Source organism: Streptomyces sp. YGL11-2, assembly GCF_050054615.1.
In the GTDB taxonomy this organism is placed as follows: Bacteria; Actinomycetota; Actinomycetes; order Streptomycetales; family Streptomycetaceae; genus Streptomyces.
On sequence record NZ_JBNHIN010000053.1, the window covers coordinates 1 to 18,273 of the forward strand.

General features: G+C 71.7%; 13 protein-coding genes and 1 pseudogene. 6 read left to right on the forward strand and 8 right to left on the reverse strand.

All coding sequences use genetic code 11. The annotated features are described in order from the left end of the window. Positions 1-2 precede the first annotated feature (2 nt). Together ACO1BR_RS36120 and ACO1BR_RS36125 are read left to right on the forward strand one after the other, a co-directional pair. Positions 3-173, forward strand: a pseudogene (locus ACO1BR_RS36120) (ketoreductase domain-containing protein); the annotation flags it as partial. A gap of 24 nt (positions 174-197) precedes the next feature. Next, entirely contained in the window at positions 198-980 is a 783-nt protein-coding gene (locus ACO1BR_RS36125) for a phosphopantetheine-binding protein (RefSeq protein ID WP_426799374.1), read from the forward strand. Positions 981-1,350: 370 nt separating this feature from the next. Here ACO1BR_RS36125 and ACO1BR_RS36130 read toward each other — a convergent pair whose 3' ends face one another. From ACO1BR_RS36130 to ACO1BR_RS36155, 6 genes are all read right to left on the reverse strand, one after another. Further along, a complete protein-coding gene (locus ACO1BR_RS36130; RefSeq protein ID WP_426799344.1) occupies positions 1,351-2,472 on the reverse strand; it encodes a tyrosine-protein phosphatase in 1,122 nt (373 codons plus the stop codon). Between the two features lie 101 nt (positions 2,473-2,573). Further along, a complete protein-coding gene (locus ACO1BR_RS36135; RefSeq protein ID WP_426799345.1) occupies positions 2,574-7,802 on the reverse strand; it encodes a beta-ketoacyl synthase N-terminal-like domain-containing protein in 5,229 nt (1,742 codons plus the stop codon). 81 nt (positions 7,803-7,883) lie between these two features. Then, complete coding sequence (locus tag ACO1BR_RS36140) at positions 7,884-8,075, reverse strand: ferredoxin (protein WP_159506391.1); 192 nt, start codon at positions 8,073-8,075, stop codon at positions 7,884-7,886. 80 nt (positions 8,076-8,155) lie between these two features. Then, positions 8,156-9,397, reverse strand: a complete 1,242-nt coding sequence (locus ACO1BR_RS36145; protein ID WP_426799346.1) for a cytochrome P450 — start codon at positions 9,395-9,397, stop codon at positions 8,156-8,158. Between the two features lie 29 nt (positions 9,398-9,426). Continuing rightward, positions 9,427-10,485 (reverse strand): DegT/DnrJ/EryC1/StrS family aminotransferase, encoded by a 1,059-nt coding sequence (locus tag ACO1BR_RS36150; RefSeq protein WP_426799347.1) that lies wholly within the window; start codon positions 10,483-10,485, stop codon positions 9,427-9,429. Positions 10,486-11,054: 569 nt separating this feature from the next. Further along, on the reverse strand, positions 11,055-12,662 hold the full coding sequence (locus ACO1BR_RS36155) for a GMC oxidoreductase (protein ID WP_426799375.1): 1,608 nt from the start codon (positions 12,660-12,662) through the stop codon (positions 11,055-11,057). A 540-nt stretch (positions 12,663-13,202) separates the two neighbouring features. On the opposite strand from ACO1BR_RS36155, the gene ACO1BR_RS36160 reads away from it, so the two are divergent. Together ACO1BR_RS36160 and ACO1BR_RS36165 are read left to right on the forward strand one after the other, a co-directional pair. Continuing rightward, a complete protein-coding gene (locus ACO1BR_RS36160) occupies positions 13,203-13,733 on the forward strand; it encodes a hypothetical protein (protein ID WP_426799348.1) in 531 nt (176 codons plus the stop codon). 19 nt (positions 13,734-13,752) lie between these two features. Next, positions 13,753-14,682: a ribosome-inactivating family protein gene (locus ACO1BR_RS36165; RefSeq protein WP_426799349.1), complete on the forward strand. Its 930-nt coding sequence runs from the start codon at positions 13,753-13,755 to the stop codon at positions 14,680-14,682. A 417-nt stretch (positions 14,683-15,099) separates the two neighbouring features. Here ACO1BR_RS36165 and ACO1BR_RS36170 read toward each other — a convergent pair whose 3' ends face one another. Further along, complete coding sequence (locus tag ACO1BR_RS36170; RefSeq protein WP_426799350.1) at positions 15,100-15,513, reverse strand: hypothetical protein; 414 nt, start codon at positions 15,511-15,513, stop codon at positions 15,100-15,102. A gap of 23 nt (positions 15,514-15,536) precedes the next feature. Beyond that, positions 15,537-16,187 carry a WHG domain-containing protein gene (locus ACO1BR_RS36175; protein ID WP_426799351.1) on the reverse strand — a complete coding sequence of 217 codons (651 nt, stop codon included), beginning with the start codon at positions 16,185-16,187 and terminating at the stop codon, positions 15,537-15,539. 134 nt (positions 16,188-16,321) lie between these two features. Between ACO1BR_RS36175 and ACO1BR_RS36180 the strand changes: the two genes are divergently transcribed. Beyond that, positions 16,322-17,353, forward strand: coding sequence for a medium chain dehydrogenase/reductase family protein (locus ACO1BR_RS36180; RefSeq protein WP_426799352.1), 1,032 nt, complete (start codon positions 16,322-16,324; stop codon positions 17,351-17,353). A gap of 322 nt (positions 17,354-17,675) precedes the next feature. Then, entirely contained in the window at positions 17,676-18,182 is a 507-nt protein-coding gene (locus ACO1BR_RS36185) for a nuclear transport factor 2 family protein (protein ID WP_426799353.1), read from the forward strand. The last annotated feature ends 91 nt before the right edge of the window (positions 18,183-18,273 follow it).

Below are 18,273 nucleotides of genomic sequence, written 5' to 3' on the forward strand. Positions count from 1 at the left end.
ATCTGCACGAGGCGACCAGGCATCTGGATTTGGATGCGTTTGTGGTGTTCTCGTCGGTGGCGGGCACGATCGGTAGTCCTGGTCAGGCCAACTACGCTGCGGGCAATGCCTTTTTGGACGGGTTGGCGCGTCATCGTCGTGCGGCGGGTCTTGCGGCGACGTCGTTGGCGTGGGGCCCGTGGTCGCAGGACATCGGTATGACCGGCACTCTCACCGATGCCGACCGGCAACGCATCGCCCGCCAGGGCATGCCGCCGCTGTCCGCAGAGCAGGGCGTGGCACTCTTCGACGCCGCGCTCGGCACCACCCAACCCATGGCGCTCCCCGTCCGTTTGGATCTCGCGGCGCTACGCGCCCAGGGCGAGCCCCAACCACTGCTGCGCGGCCTGATCCGGACCCCGGGTCGCCGCACGGCCGCGGCGGACGGCGACTCCGCGGCCGCGTTCGCCCGGCGCCTGGCCGGCCTATCGGTGGCAGAGGGGCGCGAGGTCGTACTGGATGCTGTACGGGCCCAGGTCGCGGCGGTCCTCGGGCACACCGGAGGCACGGAAATCGACCAGGACCGTGCCTTCCTGGACCTGGGTTTCGACTCCCTGACCGCGGTCGAACTCCGTAACCGTCTGAGCGACCTCACCGGAATCCGGCTGCCGGCGACCCTGCTCTTCGACCACCCGACGCCGGCGGAACTCGTCGATCACGTCCATGCCCGGATCGCACCCGAGTCCTCTTCCGGCCCGGAGGCGCTCCTCGGCGAACTCATGAGGCTGGAAAAGACCTTCGGCGGACTCGACGTCACGGCGGAGGTCCACAAGCAGATAGCCGGCCGCCTGGAGGTCCTCACTGCGAAGTGGGACGCCCTGCGGGACAGCGGCGGGGCAGCCGGGCACGAGGAGTCCTCGCCCGACGGCGACTTCGACTTCGAGTCCGCCTCCGACGATGAGGTCTTCGACCTCCTCGACAACGAACTCGGCCTGTCCTGAGCCGACGGACCGGCTGGTACTGATAACTCCCGGACAGTACCGGCCGGTTCGCACGCACCGACAACTGTGCGCCGCCGGAAAGCCCGGCGGCGCACAGTGCTGTGTGGCGATGGCTGCCGGGCACCGGCAGCTCGCGTACCGGCAGGGGCGCGGTCCGTGGCGTGATGGGGACGGGGCTCCGCGCTGGTCCGCAGGTGGATGCGTCGGAGACGGTGTCGGGTAAGGGCCCGGAATGTCTGGGGGGTTGTGCAATGGCGCCGTGCCTCGTCGCGGGCTCGATCGCAACGGGCTCCGCACCTGTTCCGCGAGCGGGCAGTCGCCAGGTCAGGTTGGTTTCGGGCCCAGGGGCTGCTGTTCCCCGCGGCGCCGATCAGTCGGCGAGCAGTGCCTCGCGCAGCCGTTCCAGGTCCTGGTCGTTCAGGCCCAGCCCGTCCCGCAGATAGCCGTCGAAGGTGCCGAAGCGGGCCGTGACCTGGTCGAAACACGCGTTCAGATAGGCGGCCCTGCAGTCCAGGAGCGGCTTGAGGCGGGCGGCCACCGCGGCGGGCTGCTCGGCGAGGGCGGCGGCGTTGTTCGCGGCGAGGTAGTCGTTGGTGGCCAGGTAGTCCCGCATGACCGTGTCACGGTCCACGCCGAGGGCCGTGAGCAGGGCGGCGGTGGCCCAGCCCGTACGGTCCTTGCCGCGGTCGCAGTGGTAGGCCAGCGCGTGGGAGCCGGGGTCGTTCGCGTGGCGGAACAGCGAACGGTAGGCGTCGAGCGCCGGGGGATCGGCGACGAGCCCCCGGTGGGAACGGATCATCATCCGCTCGACCGTCCGGGCCGCGGCGGGCAGCCGGCCCGTGCCGTGCCCGCCGAAGGCATCGGCCGCGACATAGCGCGCGCCCGCGGGTACGCGGTCGGGGGCCGTGGCGCGCTCGCCGGGCGTGCGCAGGTCGAAGTCCGTCCGGATGCCCAGCCGCTGGAGCTTGGCGAGGTCGGCGTCGGTGAGGGCGTGCAGGTCGTCGGCGCGGTACAGCACGCCCATCCGCACCCAACGGCCGTCGACGGTGCGGTACCCGCCCGCGTCGCGGAAGTTGGCGGCACCCTCCAGGCGGAGTGAGCGGTCGGTGAGGGTGAGCGGGGCGCCCTGGTCCGGGACGAGGCGGAACCACCGGCGGTCGGTGGCGGGAAGTCCGCGGACGGTGACGTCGTCCTCGGCGCCGCCGTGCGCCACGGCCCGGTCGTCGGCGTGGACGGTCACCGAACCGACGCCGGGCGCCTTCCAGGACACCAGGAACGAGCCGTCCTCCTGCTGGGTCACCCTGGCGTCGGTGAACGGGATCCGGTGCGCGGGGAGCGGTGCCCGCGGCGCGTGCCGGCTCTCTCCCGAGTGCGTGCCGAGAGGATCGGCCGAGGCCAGGGGCGCGGTGACCCCCACTGCCGATATGGCCGCCACGAACGATACGGCGATGCGGCGGGCGGTCAGCGCCGCCGCCGGGGAATGGGAGTTCATGCCGGGACCATACGGGCCGAAACGGCATGGAATTATCTAGTGTTGGCGAGGTGGGTGGTGGGTGCCGGGGAGCCCCGGAGGCCCCCCGCACCCACCACCCGTCAACTCTCCGAGTCCATCAGCCGGAACAGTTCCTCGTCGCTGACCGATGCCAGGTCCAGCGCCGTATGGGGAGTGCCGCCCGTGTCGGCGCCCGTACCGCCGCCGCTGGCCGTCACCGCCCGCAACCGCGCCACCGTCTCCGCCGAGAACTCCGCACCGGCCGCGAGCAGGGACTCCAACTCGGCCACGGCGGCGGCCACATCGCGGGCGGGGGCGGCCGGTGGCGCGAGGCGTTCGCGGACGAGACGGGTGACGGCGTTCGGCGTGGGGTAGTCGTAGACGAGCGTGGCGGGCAGCCGCAGATCCGTGGCCGCGATCAGGCGGTTGCGCAGTTCCACCGCGTTCAACGAGTTGATGCCCAGTTCCTTGAACGTGCGGCTGCCGTCCTCGTCGGGCGGCTCCTGGCCGCCGAGCGCGGCCGAGGTCTCGGCGAGGACCAGGGCCAGTACGAGCGCGTCCTGCGCGGTGTCGTCGAGACCGGACAGACGGGCCTGAAGCGCCGGCGGCTCCGCGCCGGCCGCCGTACCGTCGGCGGCGTCCGCAGCGCCCGCGACGCCCGGGGCGCCCGCGACGGCGGTCCCACCCGCCGAGCCCACGGGAACCGGCGCCAGCCAGAACCGCCGCCGTTGGAACGCGTACGTCGGCAGGGCAACCGGCCGGGCCCCGGGGAGCACCGCGTCCCAGTCGACGGGAACGCCGTGGGCGTGCATCCGGGCGACGGCGGTGAGCAGGGCGTGCTGCTCCGACACTCCGCTGCGCAGGCTCGGTACCACGGCGGTCCCGGGCCGCGGGTCGGCCGACTCCAGACACTCGTCGATCATCGGTGTGAGCGCCGGCTCGGCCCCCAGCTCCACGAACCCGGCGACGCGCTCGTCCCGGAGCCGGTCGATCGCGTCCTTGAACCGCACGGACTGCCGCACGTGCCGCACCCAGTGGTTCGGGTCGCGCGCCTCCTCGCCGGTCAGCGGGCGGCCGGTGACGGTGGAGACGAGGGGAACGGAGGGCGCGGCGAAGGACAGCGTGCGGACGACCTCGCCGAACTCCTCCAGCATGGGGGCCATCAGCGGTGAGTGGGGCGCGGTGCTCACCATGAGTCTGCGGGTCTTGTGGCCGGCGGCGGCGAGCCGGTCCGCGAGTGCGGTGAGCGGGGCCTCGGCGCCCGAGAGCACGAGGGAGTGCGGGCCGTTGACCGCCGCGATCGCCACGGAGTCCGTCAACTCCGCCAGCCACGGGGCCACGTCGGCCTCCGCGATGCGCACCGCCACCATCGCGCCGCCGGGCGGCAGCGCGCCCATCAGCCGGCTCCGGGCCGCCACCAGGGTGCACGCGTCCTGGAGGCCCAGCACGCCCGACACATGGGCGGCGGAGATCTCGCCGACCGAGTGCCCCACCAGGTGGTCGGGGACCACGCCCCAGGACGCGAACAGCCGGTACAGGGCGACCTGGACGGCGAACAGCGCGGGCTGCGTGTAGGTGGTGTCGTCGAGGAGGGCCGCCTCCTCGGAACCGGGAGCCGCCCACATCACCGAGGTCAGCGGCCGCGCCAACAGCGGATCCAGCGTGGCGCACACCTCGTGCAGCGCCTGCCCGAAGACGGGGAACGCCTCGGCCGCCTCGCGCCCCATGCCGTTGCGCTGGCTGCCCTGCCCGGAGAAGACGAAGGCCAGCCCGCCCGGTGCGGAATCGTGCAGGACGACGCCCGCGGCCCGCTCGCCGCGCCCGAACTGAGCGGTAATGGACAGCAGTTGGGCTCGGTCGGAGCCGCTGACGACGGCCCGGTGCTGGTGCAGGGAACGGGTGGTGGCCAGGGCGTGGGCGACGTCCTGGGCGCGTAGAGCGGGGTCGGCGGCCACATGCTCGGCCAGGCGCCGCGCCTGCGCGCGCAGAGCGGTCCGGCTGCGGGCGGACAGCACCCACGGCGTGGGCGTGCCACCGGCCGGCTCCGGGGCCCCGGTCGGGGAGGGCGCGGACCGCGCTTCCTCCGGTACCGCTTCCGCCTGCTCGCCCGGCGCCTCCTCCAGGATCACGTGCGCGTTGGTGCCGGTGAGCCCGAACGAGGACACCCCCGCCCGGCGGGTGCGTCCGCCCTCCCGCGGCCAGGGCCGCGCCTCGGTCAGCAGCCGCACCGCACCGGCGGACCAGTCCACCTTGGTCGAGGGGGCGTCCACGTGCAGCGTCCTGGGCAGGACGCCGCGGTGCAGCGCCAGCACCGCCTTGATGACCCCGACGACCCCGGCGGCGGCCTGCGTGTGCCCGATGTTCGACTTCACCGACCCCAGCCACAACGGCCGTTCCCCGGAACGTCCTTGGCCGTACGTGGCCAGCAGGGCCTGGACCTCGACGGGGTCGCCCAGCGGAGTGCCGGTGCCGTGCCCTTCCACGGCGTCCACGTCCTGCGGCGCCAGCCCGGCGTCGGCCAGGGCCTGGCGGATGACGCGCTGCTGTGCGGGCCCGCTCGGCGCGGTGAGCCCGTTGGAGGCGCCGTCCTGATTCGTGGCGGAACCCCGTACCAGGGCCAGGACGCGGTGGCCGTTGCGCCGGGCGTCGCTCAGCCGCTCCAGCAGCAGCAGTCCCGCGCCCTCCGACCACGCGGAGCCGTTCGCGGCGTCCGCGTACGCCATGGAGCGGGAGTCGGGGGAGAGCGCGCGCAGCCGGGAGAAGTGCGCGAACGGCGCCGGGTTCGCCATGACGGTGACGCCGCCGGCCAGCGCCAGGTCGGTCTCGCCCGACCGCAGGGACCGGCAGGCCAGGTGCAGGGCGACGAGGGAGGACGAGGAGGCGGTGTCGACCGTCAGCGCGGGCCCTTCGAGCCCGTAGGTGTAGGCGATGCGCCCCGAGATCGCGCTGCCGGCGGTCCCGGTGATGAGCATGCTCTCCCACGCGCTGGGCGCGGCGGACGCGCTCGCGCCGTAGCCGCGGTCCATCGCGCCCGTGAACACGCCGGTACGGGTTCCCTTCAGCGACCCGGGGTCGATGCCCGCCCGCTCGAAGGTCTCCCAGGCCGCCTCCAGAAGCAGCCGCTGCTGCGGATCGGTCGCCGTCGCCTCCTGGTCGGACAGGCCGAAGAAGCCCGCGTCGAAGCCGCCCGCGTCGTGCAGGAAGCCGCCCTCGCGCGCGTAGGAGGTGCCCGGGCGGTCGGGGTCCTCGTCGAAGAGCCCCGCCAGGTCCCAGCCGCGGTCGTCCGGGAACGGGGACATCGCGTCGGTCCCGCCGGCGAGCAGGTCCCACAGGGCCTCGGGGGAGTCGGCCCCGCCCGGCAGCCGGCAGGCCATGCCGACGATCGCCACCGGGTCGGCGCCGTCTGCCGGGACCTGCCGCGCCGCCTCGTGGGTCGGCTCCTCCTGCTCCACCAATACGCGCGCGACGGCCCGCGGGGTGGGGAAGTCGAAGGCCAGGGTGACCGGGAGCGGCAACCCGGTCTCCTCCCGCAGAAGATTCCGCAGCCGCACCGTGCGGATGGAGTCCAGGCCGAGCTGGCGGAAGTCCGCGTCGGGGGAGAACGGGACGGCCGTGCCGGCCTGCCCGAGCACCCGGCCGACGCAGTCGCGGACCAGTTCCAGCGCCTCCTCGACGATGTTCGGCGGGACCGCGCCGAGCCGGGCGGGAACGGGCACCGCCGAAAGGCCGGCGAGCCGCCGCTGGAGCGCCCTGCGGTCCAGCTTCCCGGCGGGGGAGAGGGGGAGCTCGCGCACGGTGACCAGTTCGAGGGGGATCTTGTGGTCGGCGAGCCCCTGCCGGCGCAGGAACGCGGTCACTTCGCTCAGGCCGATGGTGCGGTCCGTGCGGTCGCTCACGACCAGGCACGGGTACTCCCCGAGCCGGTCGTCCGGTGCGCCGACCACGGCCAGCGGGCCCAGGCCCGCGAGGCCGGCGAGCAGCCCCTCGACCTCGGTGGCGGGGAACTTCCGGCCCCCCGTATTGATCAACTCGGCCGCGCGGCCGTGCAGCACGACCACGCCGTCCGTGCCGATGGCCGCGAGGTCGCCGGTCCGCAGCCAGCCGTCCTCGGTGAGGGCCGAGCGCGTCAGCTCCGGCTCGCGGAAGTAGCCGCGGAACAACCCCGGTCCCCGGTACTGGAGTTCCCCGGCATCGCCCGGCGCGCGCATCTCGCCGCACTCGTCGACGACCCGCAGTTCCACGCCGCGGACCGGCCCTCCCACGCTGCCGTCGGGATCGTGGGCCCGGGTGCGGGTGCCGGTGCCGACCTCCGACATCCCCCACACCACGACCAGTTCGCAGTCGAGGGCGGTGCGCACCCGTGCGGCGAGCGGGGGCGCGACGGCGGCCCCCGCGGTACGCACCTGGCCCGGCGCGAACCCCGCCGGCTCGCCAGTCCTCTCCAACCGCGCGACGACGTCCTGGAGTTGGGTGGGCACGGCGACGACGACACGGGGGTCGTGCGCCCGCGCCAGTGCCAGGAAGCGGTCCACGTCCCAGCGGGTGAGCAGGACCTGTCGGCAGGCGGCGAACAGCGCCGCGTGCATGGCCTGGAGGCCGAACAGATGGGTCATCGGGCAGGCCGTGAGGACCGTGCCGGTGAAGGCGTCGGCGGCCTCGGCGGTGACGGCCGCGGTGTTGGACAGCAGACCGTCGTGGCTGTGCACGCACAGCTTGGGCCGCGCCGAGGTCGTCCCGGACGAGGGGATCAGGACGAGTGGCAGGTCGGGGGTGACGTCCACCGGCCGGGGCCCGCTCCCCGCCCAGGCCGCCAGCAGACCGGTCAGCGATCCGACCCCCGGATCCCCGGCCGGTGCCTCGGCCGCCCCGGTCAGCAGCACGCCGCGCAGCGACGGTACGCCCTTCAGAAGCGAACCGGCCGTCGCCAGGTCCTGGCTCCCGGAGGCCGACAGGACGAGGAGGACGGGTTCCGCCCGGGTCAGCAGCGCGCGGACCTCCGGGACCGTGGTGCCCTCATGGAGGGGCAGCAACACCGCTCCGACGGCCGCGACGGCAAGGTGCAGGGTCTGCAGCTCCCAGCAGTTCGGCAGCCGCACCGCCACCACGTCGCCGGGCGCGACGCCCGACTCCTGCAGCCCGCGGGCCAGCGCGTCGACGTCCGCCCGCCACTGCGCCCACGTCCACGAGCGGTCCCCGTCGACGACGGCCACCGCGTCGGGGACGGATCCCACGGCGGTCCGGAACACCTCGGGCAGCGTGCCGCCGCCCGGTACATCCGCCGCGTCGGTGGGCGGCTGGATCGCGTAGTCATCTGTGTGGACGGGCACCATCGCTCCCGGATCTCAAGGACTCTCGTCGGGCGTGGGGGACACGCCGGGGTTCGCAGGACGGGCTTCCGCCCGCCTCGGGCTTCAGCCCTCGTGCACCGTGATCGCCTGGGACGGGCACAGGGCGGCCGCCAGTCGGCCCGCGGACTCCTGGTCGGCGCCGGGCTCGGCGAGGAGGGTGACGAGCCCGTCCTCGTCCTGGTCGAAGAGGCGGGGCGCGTTCAGCACGCACTGGCCCGCCCCCACACAGCGCTCGGGGTCAACGGTGATACGCATGTCGATGTCTCTCCTGGGGTGAAGGTGGGCCGCCCGGCGCCCGGTGGCCCGGCGCCGCCGGGCGGACGGGGCCGGGGCGGTTACCAGCGGACGGGCAGCTGGTGCAGCCCGTAGAGCACGCCGTCGTACTTGATGCCCAACCTGTCGAGGGGCACGTCGAGTTGGAGGTTCGGGATGCGCTCGAAGAGCTTCCGGTAGGCGACCTCCATCTCGACCCGCACCAGGTTCTGCCCCAGGCACTGGTGCACGCCGTAGCCGAACGCCACGTGGGAGCGGGCGGACCGCGACGGGTCGAACGCGTGGGGGCAGGCGAAGACGTTCTCGTCGTGGTTGGCCGCGGCGACCAGGGGAATGATGCCCTCGCCCGCCTTGATGAGCTGCCCGGCGATCTCCACGTCCTCCACGGCCACCCGCAGGGACACGATGTCGGCGACGGAGTGGAAGCGCAGCGTCTCCTCCACGGCCCGCTCGTCACCGATCCACTGCGGGTTCGTCAGGAGCGTGACCACGCCGAGCGCGATGTTGTTGGCGGTGGTCTCGTGGCCGGCGATGAGCAGCAGCATCAGCACGCCGGACAGCTCGTGGGGGGCGATCGAGCCGGTAGCCAGCAGCCGGGTGATGAGGTCGTCGCCGCCCCACTTCTGCTTGATCTCCACCAGTCGGCCGATGTAGCGCAGGAGGTCCTTGGTGGCGGCCATCCGGTCGTCGTCGGTCGCGGTGCGGAGGGAGACCAGGACGCGGGTTCGGGACTCGAAGAACTCGCGGTCGGCGGGCGGCACTCCGAGCAGCGAGGAGATCACCAGGGAGGGGATGGGCAGTGCGAAGTCGGCGACGAGGTCGGCGGTGTCGCCCGCGGCCAGCATGGCGTCCAGTTGCGCGTCCACCGTGCGCTCGATCGCGGGCCGCATCGCGCGCACCCGCCGCACGGTGAACTCCGGGATGAGGGCCTTGCGGAACCGGTCGTGCTCGGGGGAGTCCATCCCCACGAACCAGCCCGGGATCTGGTCCTGTGTGGGCACTCCACCGGTCGCCCCGATGTTGGGGAAGCCCTCGTGCGCGGGATTGGAGCTGATCTCGGGGCTGGTCAGTACGGTGCGTACGTCCTCGTGCCGGGTGACCAGCCACACCCGCCTGCCGTCGGGCAGGTGCGAGAGGACCAGTCCCTCGTGGTTGCGGTAGTCGGCATAGTGGGGCGGCGGGAACGGCACGCCGGGCCGGCGCAGCGGCAGGTCGACGACCAGCGGATCCGTCGTGTCCGTGGCCGGGGCTGTGCCCGCCGAGACCGGGCAGGTCTGCGGCGTGGCCGGGTCTGTGGGCGTCATGGGTCGGAATCCCCTCTCGAACGGACCGGTCAGCCGGCGCCGTAGAACGCGCGGACCCGGTCGATCACGAAGTCCTGGTCGGCGGCGGTCAGTCCGGTGTGCGTGGGAAGGTAGAGGCCGTCCTCGGCGAACGTGTTCGCCTTGAGCGAGGGCCAGTCGGGGTGGAAGTACATGGGCTGTCGGCTCATCGGCTTGAAGAACAGCCGGGTCTCGATCGACTCGTCCGCCAGGAACTCCCGCAGTTCCTCCCGGCGTTCGGCCCGCAGGTCGTACATCCACAGCACGTCCCTGGGCGGCATCAGCGTGATGCCGGGAACTCCGGCGAGCCCCTCGTCATAGCGCCGCTCGATCTCCCGCCGCGTTTGGAGGATCTCCTCCAGCCGCTCGACCTGGGCGAGGGCGACGGCGGCCTGCATGGCCGTCATGCGGAAGTTGTAGGCGACCTTCTTGTGCAGGAAACTGTGGTCCTTGGTGAAGGCCATGGCCCGCAGATGCGCCAACTGCCCTGCCAGCCTGGGGTCGTCGGTGAGGCAGATGCCGCCCTCTCCCGCCGTGATGATCTTGTTGGCGAACAGTGAGTAGCAGGCGATGTCCCCGACCGGACGGACGCCGTGGGCCTCGGCGCTGTCCTCCACGACCCGCAGGTTGTACTGGTACGCGATGTCCATGATGGCGTCCATGTCGCAGCGGCGGCCGTAGATGTGGACGGGCATGATGGCCTTCGTCCGTGCGGTGATCTTCTCCTCGATGAGGGCGGTGTCGATGTTGAGGTCGTCCGCGCAGTCGACGAAGACGGGGGTTGCGCCGGTGTAGGTGACCGCCCACGCCGAGGCGACCATCGTGAACTCCGGAACGATCACCTCGTCACCCGGACCGATGCCCAGCGCCCGCAGCGCCAGCGTGAGCGCCGCCGTCCCGGACGAACAGGACACGCCGTGCGCGACCCCGTTGTAGTCCGCGAAGGCGCGCTCGAACCGCCCGACCATCGGGCCCTGGGACGAAATCCAGCCGTCCTCGACGGCACCGGTCAGATACTCCAGCTCCCTGCCGTCCAGAGCGGGCCTGGACACGGGGTACTTGAACGACATCCGCTGCTCTCCCTTGTCTTCCTCGTGGTCCTGGTTCGTACGTGGTGCTCGTGTGGCCTCATGCCGGAGCCGGGGTCGGATGTGCGTGGATCGGCTCGACCGCGGTCCCACCGCCACCCGCCGCACGCCGCGGGGCACCGAACCGCTCCGCGCTCGCGCGGACGGAAGGGGGCGGTGACTCCTGGCTCGCCCAGGACGGAGGGCCGGAACGCCGTCGGCGGGGGAGCGGCCGGCCCGCTCTCCAGCGGGCCGCCGAAGAGGACCGGCCGTCGGACGGAGCCCATGGAATCCCTTTCGCGAGGACAGACGGGGTTCGGCGAGCCCCCCGTGCGGATCGACCGGCCGCACCCCTCTTTGATCTCACGCCACCCACCGGAAAATCCTTAGAACCCGAGCGAGGGCTTTCGCGGCAGCAACGAACCGGCCCTCCGCACGAGGGGAGAGCCGGAACGTCCGCCGCACACGCCGCCGGGCCGGCCGCCAACTCCCGCCGTGTGAGTGGCACATCGGCTCACTGCGCTCACCGCCCCGCTTCGCGGCGGCGGCAGGGGCCGACCGTAACGTGCGTACTAGCGCGCGGTCTTGACGTCCTTCGCGATGATCTGCTCGATGTTCCGCTCGGCCAGCGCCGTGATCGTCACGAAGGGGTTGACCCCGATGGACCCCGGTACGAGCGCGCCGTCCGTGACGTAGAGGTTGCGGTAGCCCGCGACCCGGCCGTAGAGGTCGGTGGCCTTGCCCAGGACGCAGCCGCCGAGCGGGTGGTAGCAGAAGTCATCGGCGAAGTTCTTCAGCTGCGGCCCGAACAGGTCGTAGCGGTACATCGTCGCGTTGGCCGTGTTGATCCGGTCGAAGAGCGACTTCGCGGCGTGGACGGCGGGCGTGTTCTGGTCCCGGGTCCAGCGCAGCACGGCCCGGTCGCTGGCCTTGTCGTAGACGAAGGTGCCGCGCTCGGGGTTCTTGGTGATCGCCAGGTAGAGGCTGACCCAGGTCTCGATGCCGGCCGGCATCGGCGCGATCTCGGCGAAGACCGGGGCGGCGGGGTTGTCCCAGTCGTCGATGCCCAGCGCGGGGATCGACGACTGGTGGGCCCCGGTGGGGTTCCAGACATGGTTGGCCCGGCCGGTCATGATATTGCCGTTGGGACCCCAGCCCGCGCCGACCTCGGCGTTGAGGTCGGGCAGTGTGCCGGTGTCCCGGGCGCGCACCAGCAGCTCGGTGGAGCCGAGGCTGCCGGCGCCGAGGAACAGGTGGCGGCAGGCGATCTCCTTGTGGGCGACGGTCTTGCCGTCGGCGTCGATCTGGTCCACGGACAGCACGTAGCTGCCGTCCGGCTGCTGACGGATCGCCTTGACCTGGTGCAGGGTCTCGATGGTGACCTTGCCGGTGCCGAGCGCAGCGGCCAAGTAGGTTTTGTCCAGGCTCTGCTTGCCGTGGTTGTTGCCGTAGATGACCTCGCCCGCCAGCGCCGACTTGGGCGCCTCACCGGCCGCCTCGCGCCGCATGTGGTCGAAGTCGTAGACGTTGGGGACGAAGGTGGTGCCCAGGCCCGCCTTGACCGCCTGTTCGCGCGAGACCCGCGCGAACTTGTACCACTCCGTCTCCTCGAACCATCCCTTGTCGATGTGGTTCACCTTGAGCATGGCGTTGGCGCGCGGGAAGTACCGGTCGTACATCTCGGCGACGTCCACCCGCGGTAGGACCTCCTCGAAGTACGAGCGCTTCGGCACCACGGCCATGCCGCCGTTGACCAGCGAGCCGCCGCCCACCCCGCGCCCCACGTACACCGACATCTGGTCGAAGTGCACCTTGTCCAGCACGCCCGCGTACGAGTCGATGTCCCGGTTGATCACGTCCAGCCACAGGAACGACCCCAGCGGAGCCTCGGTGCGGTGCTTGAACCAGCTGGAGCGACGGTCGGGCTTGAGCATGCCGCAGAAGATGTTGCCGTCGTCGGCGGGCTTGTTCCACAGCTGGCCCATCTCAAGCATGAGCGTGGGAACGCCGGCCTCGCCGAGCCGCAGCGCGGACACCGCGGCGCCGTAACCCGTACCGATCACCACGGCCGGTACGAACGAGCCACTGTCGGCCCGCGGACCGCGCTCGTCGGCGGCCGCACGCGGGGCGGCGGAAATCGTGGTCATTCCGGCGACGGCGGCGCCGCTGAGGGCGGCCATTCCGAGCAGACGCCGCCGTGACAGATGCTGGTTCTCGAACACGCTGGTAGTACCCGACCTTCGCAGAAAGGAGCCTTCCCCGCAGGGCTGTTCCGCGGGGCCGTCCCAGTGGGAACCGCGAGCCGTGTCCCTCAGCCCGAGCCGCCGCGCGCCATCATCCTGATCACGAAAGACTGGGGGAAATGCCAGAGATTCGGGGGTGACCGGCCGGAACGCGACGAGGCCCTCCGCAACGGCGGCCACCAAGGCCCCTTCCTCGGCTGCGGGAAGGCCCGTTCCCGTTGGTGCGCCGCCGCTCGTTCGGTGGGGCCGCGGCCGCCCCACCGGACACCTGGGAGGACATTGCGGCGGAGGTCTGCGACGTCATCGCCATGCCCCGCATACATGCTTCAAGGCTCTCGCGTTGAGCGGGCGTCAACGAAACGTTGAACGCCGCTCCCTAGCGTCTCCGGTGTATCGATCACCGATCAACGACAAGGTGGGGTGGGCATGGTGTTCCGTACACGAGGCAAGGGAAAGGTTTCTTCCCTATGCGCCGGGGTGAACACGCCTCGGCGGCGGGCCGCGGTCATGGCCGGGGTGCTCGCGAGTGTGTCCGTGCTGGCGCTGGGAACGGCTTCCGCGGCGTCGCAGGGTTCGCAGAAGTCGACGACGGCCGCTGCTGTGCAGGCGGCTCCGGCGACCGACTCGGCGCGTGAGCACTGGCAGCCGCCGACGCACCAGAGCCCCGGGGACCCCGCGATCAACACCAACTACCTGATCAGCGAGGTGTCGCCGGCGCAATACCGCGGCTGGTGGTACCAGTCACACCTCACCGGCATCAACGTGACGTGGATGACGCCCTCGGGGCGGGATCCGTACGACGGCTGGGACTGGATCGAGATCCTGGACAGCAAGGGCAATCGCATCACGTGGGACTGGGCCTGCGGCAACGCCCACTGCGGCTCGTACGGCTCGACCATGATCGGCATGTGGATGAACAAGGGCGAGGAGTACAAGGCCCGCTACTGGAGCGACGGAGGCCGGGTCACCAAGGGCCACCTGCAGGCCGAGTTCGACTTCTGGGCCTGACATGGGAGGCAGAGAAGCGATGACGCGAGGAACTGAACACGGGTCGCTGCGGCGGCGATTGATCAGTGCGACGGCCGTGGTCTCCGTGCTGGCGGGTACGCTCGGTGCGGGAAGCGCCGTCGCCCAGAACGGCCCGGTGGCCCGGCCACATGCCCGGTCGCAGGCGCAGGCCCAGCCGCAGCCGAGGGCGGTGGGAAGCGACGAGGAGTACGCCAACCTCTACACGCACATGGTCGGGAACGTCCGCAGCGCGATGCTCGGGGACGAGGCCGCCAGGCGGCCCGGGTCCGGCCATCTGATCCGGAACCCCGACCCCGCAGCCTTCCAGTCGATCAACATCGGACGGCTCGCCGAGCGCGGCGACGTCGGGGGCGGCGCGGTCCGAGGACTCTTCCGCCGGTCCGACAACTATCTGCTGGGTTTCTACGTGCAGCACGGGAACCGCGGGATCGTCTACACGTTCACCGAGGACGGCAACGACATGGTCTCGGGGGATGTGTACCCACAAGCCCAGAGGTCGCGCTTCCCCTTTCCCGTCACCTATCGCGACCTCCCCACCATCCAAGTCGGCCGGGGCCACCTGAGGGACGCCGTACGCCAGCTGTTCGACAACGACCCCGGCACGAGCAACCACCATCTGCGGGACGGTGTCGAGAGGCTGGCCGTGGCCCTGGCCGAAGGGGCGCGGTTCCAGGTGATCCCCGGGCTGATCGCCCAGCACATCCGGGGCGGGCAGGACTGGACCGTGAACCGCCACGCGGATGAGATCCAGAACTGGGGCCAGCGGTCCGGGGTCGTCGTGGACGCGCACCGGGCCGACCCGAGCGGCAACAACGGCTCCGTGTGGCAGCAGCAGCGCTCGTACACCTGGAACGGCACCAACGTGATGCTGACCGATCTGGACCTGGCCCGCCGGATCTACCTGATCAAGCCGCCGCCGAAGCGCTGACGTACCGAACCCGGTCACCGGGGGCTGCCGCCGCAGTGTTGCACCTCGTCCTGGAGGAGGCGCCGCTGCCATCGGGCCAGTGTCTTGGCGCGGCCGCCCGGTGCCTTCGGCGGCGACGATGAGCCGCACGGCGTCCGCCTCGAAGCGGAACGCAGGCACCTCGAACGCGGACACCCCGAACGCGAGCGATGCGAGAGGGATGCCCAGCGGGGCGGAGAAGGGTCCCGCCCAGGCGTTCGCCGGGGGCGGAGTCGTCACGGCGGACGAGTCGACCTGCACGCCGGGAGACAATGGCCCTTCTGCCAGATGCGGGTGTGACCTGCGCGAGTACCACCCCCGGACCAGCGCGGTGCACATCCCGAGCACGAGGACTTGTGCGGGCGATCATCTGGCTCCGCACCTGATCGCCGGACAGACCTATTGCCCGGCGGCCGGAAGGGTCGACAGGGCGGTCGCGATGGTGTCGGCGTAGAGCCGGCCGCCTTCGGGGCCGGGGTGGACGCCGTCGTCGCGCAGCAGGGTTTCGTGGCCGGTGACGGCCTTGTTCCAGTCGGCGATGGCGACATTGAGGTTGCGCGCCGCCACCGTGCTGACGGCCCGGTTCACCGAGTCCTGCCACGAACGCGGGACGTGGCAGGTGACCAGGATGATCCGTTTGGCGGGGCCGATGGCATCGATGTCAGGCCAGTCGGTCCACGATCGTGGGGCCGGACAGCAACGAGCCGCCGACGAACGCTGGAGCGGCGGCTGGTCGACACGGCCCCACGCGAGGTGGCGGCCGCCGACCGCGAAGGAGAACTCGTCACCGTCCCAGCCGTGGCGCGTGGCCACGGCCACATGCACGGCGACGACGGTCAACTGCCCGCGAGGGCTTGCGTTTCGGCAGCGTAGAGCTGGGCTGGGTCGAACCCCATGCCGGTGAAGTGGCCGGCGAGTTCGAGGGAGAGCTCGCCGTGAAGGCGGGTCCAGAAGGTGAGGGCGCGGCGGAGCGCTGCCGGGGGGGCCGGGTGCTCTCCGGCCCAGGCCCGGTCCTCGGCCAGGTGCGGGTCGAGCGGGGACGGCGGCGTGTGGGGCGGTTGCGCGGCGGTGCAGGCGTCGAGGAGGACGGCCATGATCTCGGAGGCGATTCGCCTGGTGTCTTCGGGCGCTTGGTATCCGGGCACGGGAGTGCCGTAGACGAGGAAGTAGCGCTGGGGGTCGTCCAGAGCCCACTGGCGCAGGGCGTGCGCCAGGGCGATGAGGTCGGCGCCGGCCTCGGCGCGGGTGCGGAAGGTGTTGGCCAGGCTGCGGTAGGCGTCTTTGACGAGTTCGGTGATCAGCTCGTCGCGGTTGGCGAAGTACCGGTACAGGGCCGGTCCGCTCACGCCCATCTGCTTGGCGATGGCGTTGAGGGACAGGGCGGAAGCCCCGGCGGCGGCGATCTGCGCCCAGGCGTGCTGCTTGATTTCCTCCCGCACCTGGGCGCGGTACCGCTCCCTCGGAGTACTCGTGTCCGGCTCGATCACGCCCTGTCTCCCGTTCTCCCGAAGCTCCAGCATCACTGAGTTAGAGATTATCACCATCGTTCTTGACTCTCACTCTCGGTGCAGTTATAACTTCTAACGAACGCAAATTCTTCTAGCAAGAAAAGGGGGCGGTCATGGGCAGCGAACACCTCGTCCAGGTCGTTCTGCCGGGCATCGTGGCCCCGGAAGGTCTGGAGATCCGCCAAGCAGTCGTGCCGGATGCCGGGCCGGGACAGATCGTGATCGCCATGGAGGCGACCGGCGTGTCGTTCGCCGAGCAGCAGATGCGTCGCGGGCGGTACTACGACCAGCCACCGTTCCCGTTCGTGCCCGGCTACGACCTGGTGGGTCGGGTGCTGGCGACGGGCGAGGGCGTCGATCCGGGCCTGGCCGGTCGGCGGGTGGCCGCGCTGGTGAAGGTCGGTGGGTGGGCCAGCCATGTGGTGCTCGACGCCAAGGACGCGGTCCAGGTCCCGGACGGCCTCACCGCGGCGGAGGCCGAGACCGTAGTGGTCAATGGCATCACCGCCTGGCAGATGATGTACCGCAAGGCCCGGGTGCGCGCCGGACAGACGGTCCTGGTGCACGGGGCCAGCGGCGGCGTGGGCTCGGTCCTGGTCCAACTCGCCCGCGCGGCGGGTGTGAAGGTGATCGGCACGGCCTCCGCCCGGCACCACGACGCCCTGCGGGAGTTGGGCGTCATCCCGGTCGACTACCGCGCCGGCGACGTGCCCGGCCAGGTCCGGGAGCTGGCGCCCAGTGGGATCGACGCCGTCTTCGACCACGTCGGCGGCCGAAGTGTCACCGACTCCTGGCACCTGCTCGCCCCCGGCGGCACCCTCGTCTCCTACGGCAGCGCCTCCACCCGCGACGACACCGGCTCCAAGCAGTGGCCCGTGCTGAAGATCCTCGCCCGCGTCTCGCTGTGGAACACCCTGCCCAACGGCCGCCGCGCCTACTTCTACAACATCTGGGCCGGCCGGTCCCTGAGCAAGGACCGCTTCCGCGCCCGGCTGCGAGCCGACCTCACCGAGGTCTTCGCCGCCGTCCGCCGCGGCGACGTCACCGCCCGCATCGCCGCCGAACTGCCGCTCACCAGGGCCGCCGAGGCACTGCGCCTGGCGGAGTCCGGCACCGTCACCGGCAAGGTCGTCCTGACCCCCTGACCCATGACGCGCACCGCTCCGGGATGTCGCCGCCGCCGGTCGTCAGACGAAACCGACCAGCACCCCTGCCACCGGCAACCCGCTGAGCGCACCGCCCGTGGCCGAACTCGACGATCGCGGTGCCCAAGAGCCGAACCGCCGAAGGCCCAGTCGCGCCTCAGCGTCCCCGGCCGTGTCCGGTGATTCCGCCGCTGTCCGGCCTGTCCGCCGGACTACGCCCGGAGACGTGCCAAGGCCGCCCGCCCGTCAACGCCGCTTTCACAGCACCGAATGCCCGCCCGGATCCGTCACCCGACACGCCATCACCCCAAGGGCCATCACCATGAAGCTTCGTTCGCACCGTGCCGTGACCGCGGCGATCTGCGCCGCGACCGTTTCCGCCGCACTCGGCACCACCGGCTTCGCCGCGCAGCCCGCCGACCAACACCTGCCGAGGATCGTCGCCCAGTGGGCCGGTGCCTGGAACGGCACCGCCCCCCGGGCACTCGGCGCCCTGTTCACCGCCGACGGCACCTACACCGACCAAGCCGTGGGGGTCACCTTCCACGGCCGTCAGGAGATCGCCGGATGGAAGGCCCGCGCCGACAGCGTCATCGACACCGTCCACGTCACCGTGCGCGCCACCCACCGCGACGGCGACCACATCACCATCGAGGCCGTCTACTCCGGCCACCTCAAGGGCGCGCCCAAGCCCTTCGCTGTACCGATGGCCACCCTTCTCGATCTCGACAGCCGCCGACACATCACCGGCGACCAGGACTACTACAGCCTCAACGCCGTCCTCGCCCAGTCCGGCCTACCCGCCGACTGGACCCCGCCCACCCCGTGACCCCCAGCGGCCCGCAGCCAGGACCGCACACCACAACGGGCCTCCCACCCGCCGGAAGGCGCCTCCGGCATCGGCCCGACGTACTACCGGG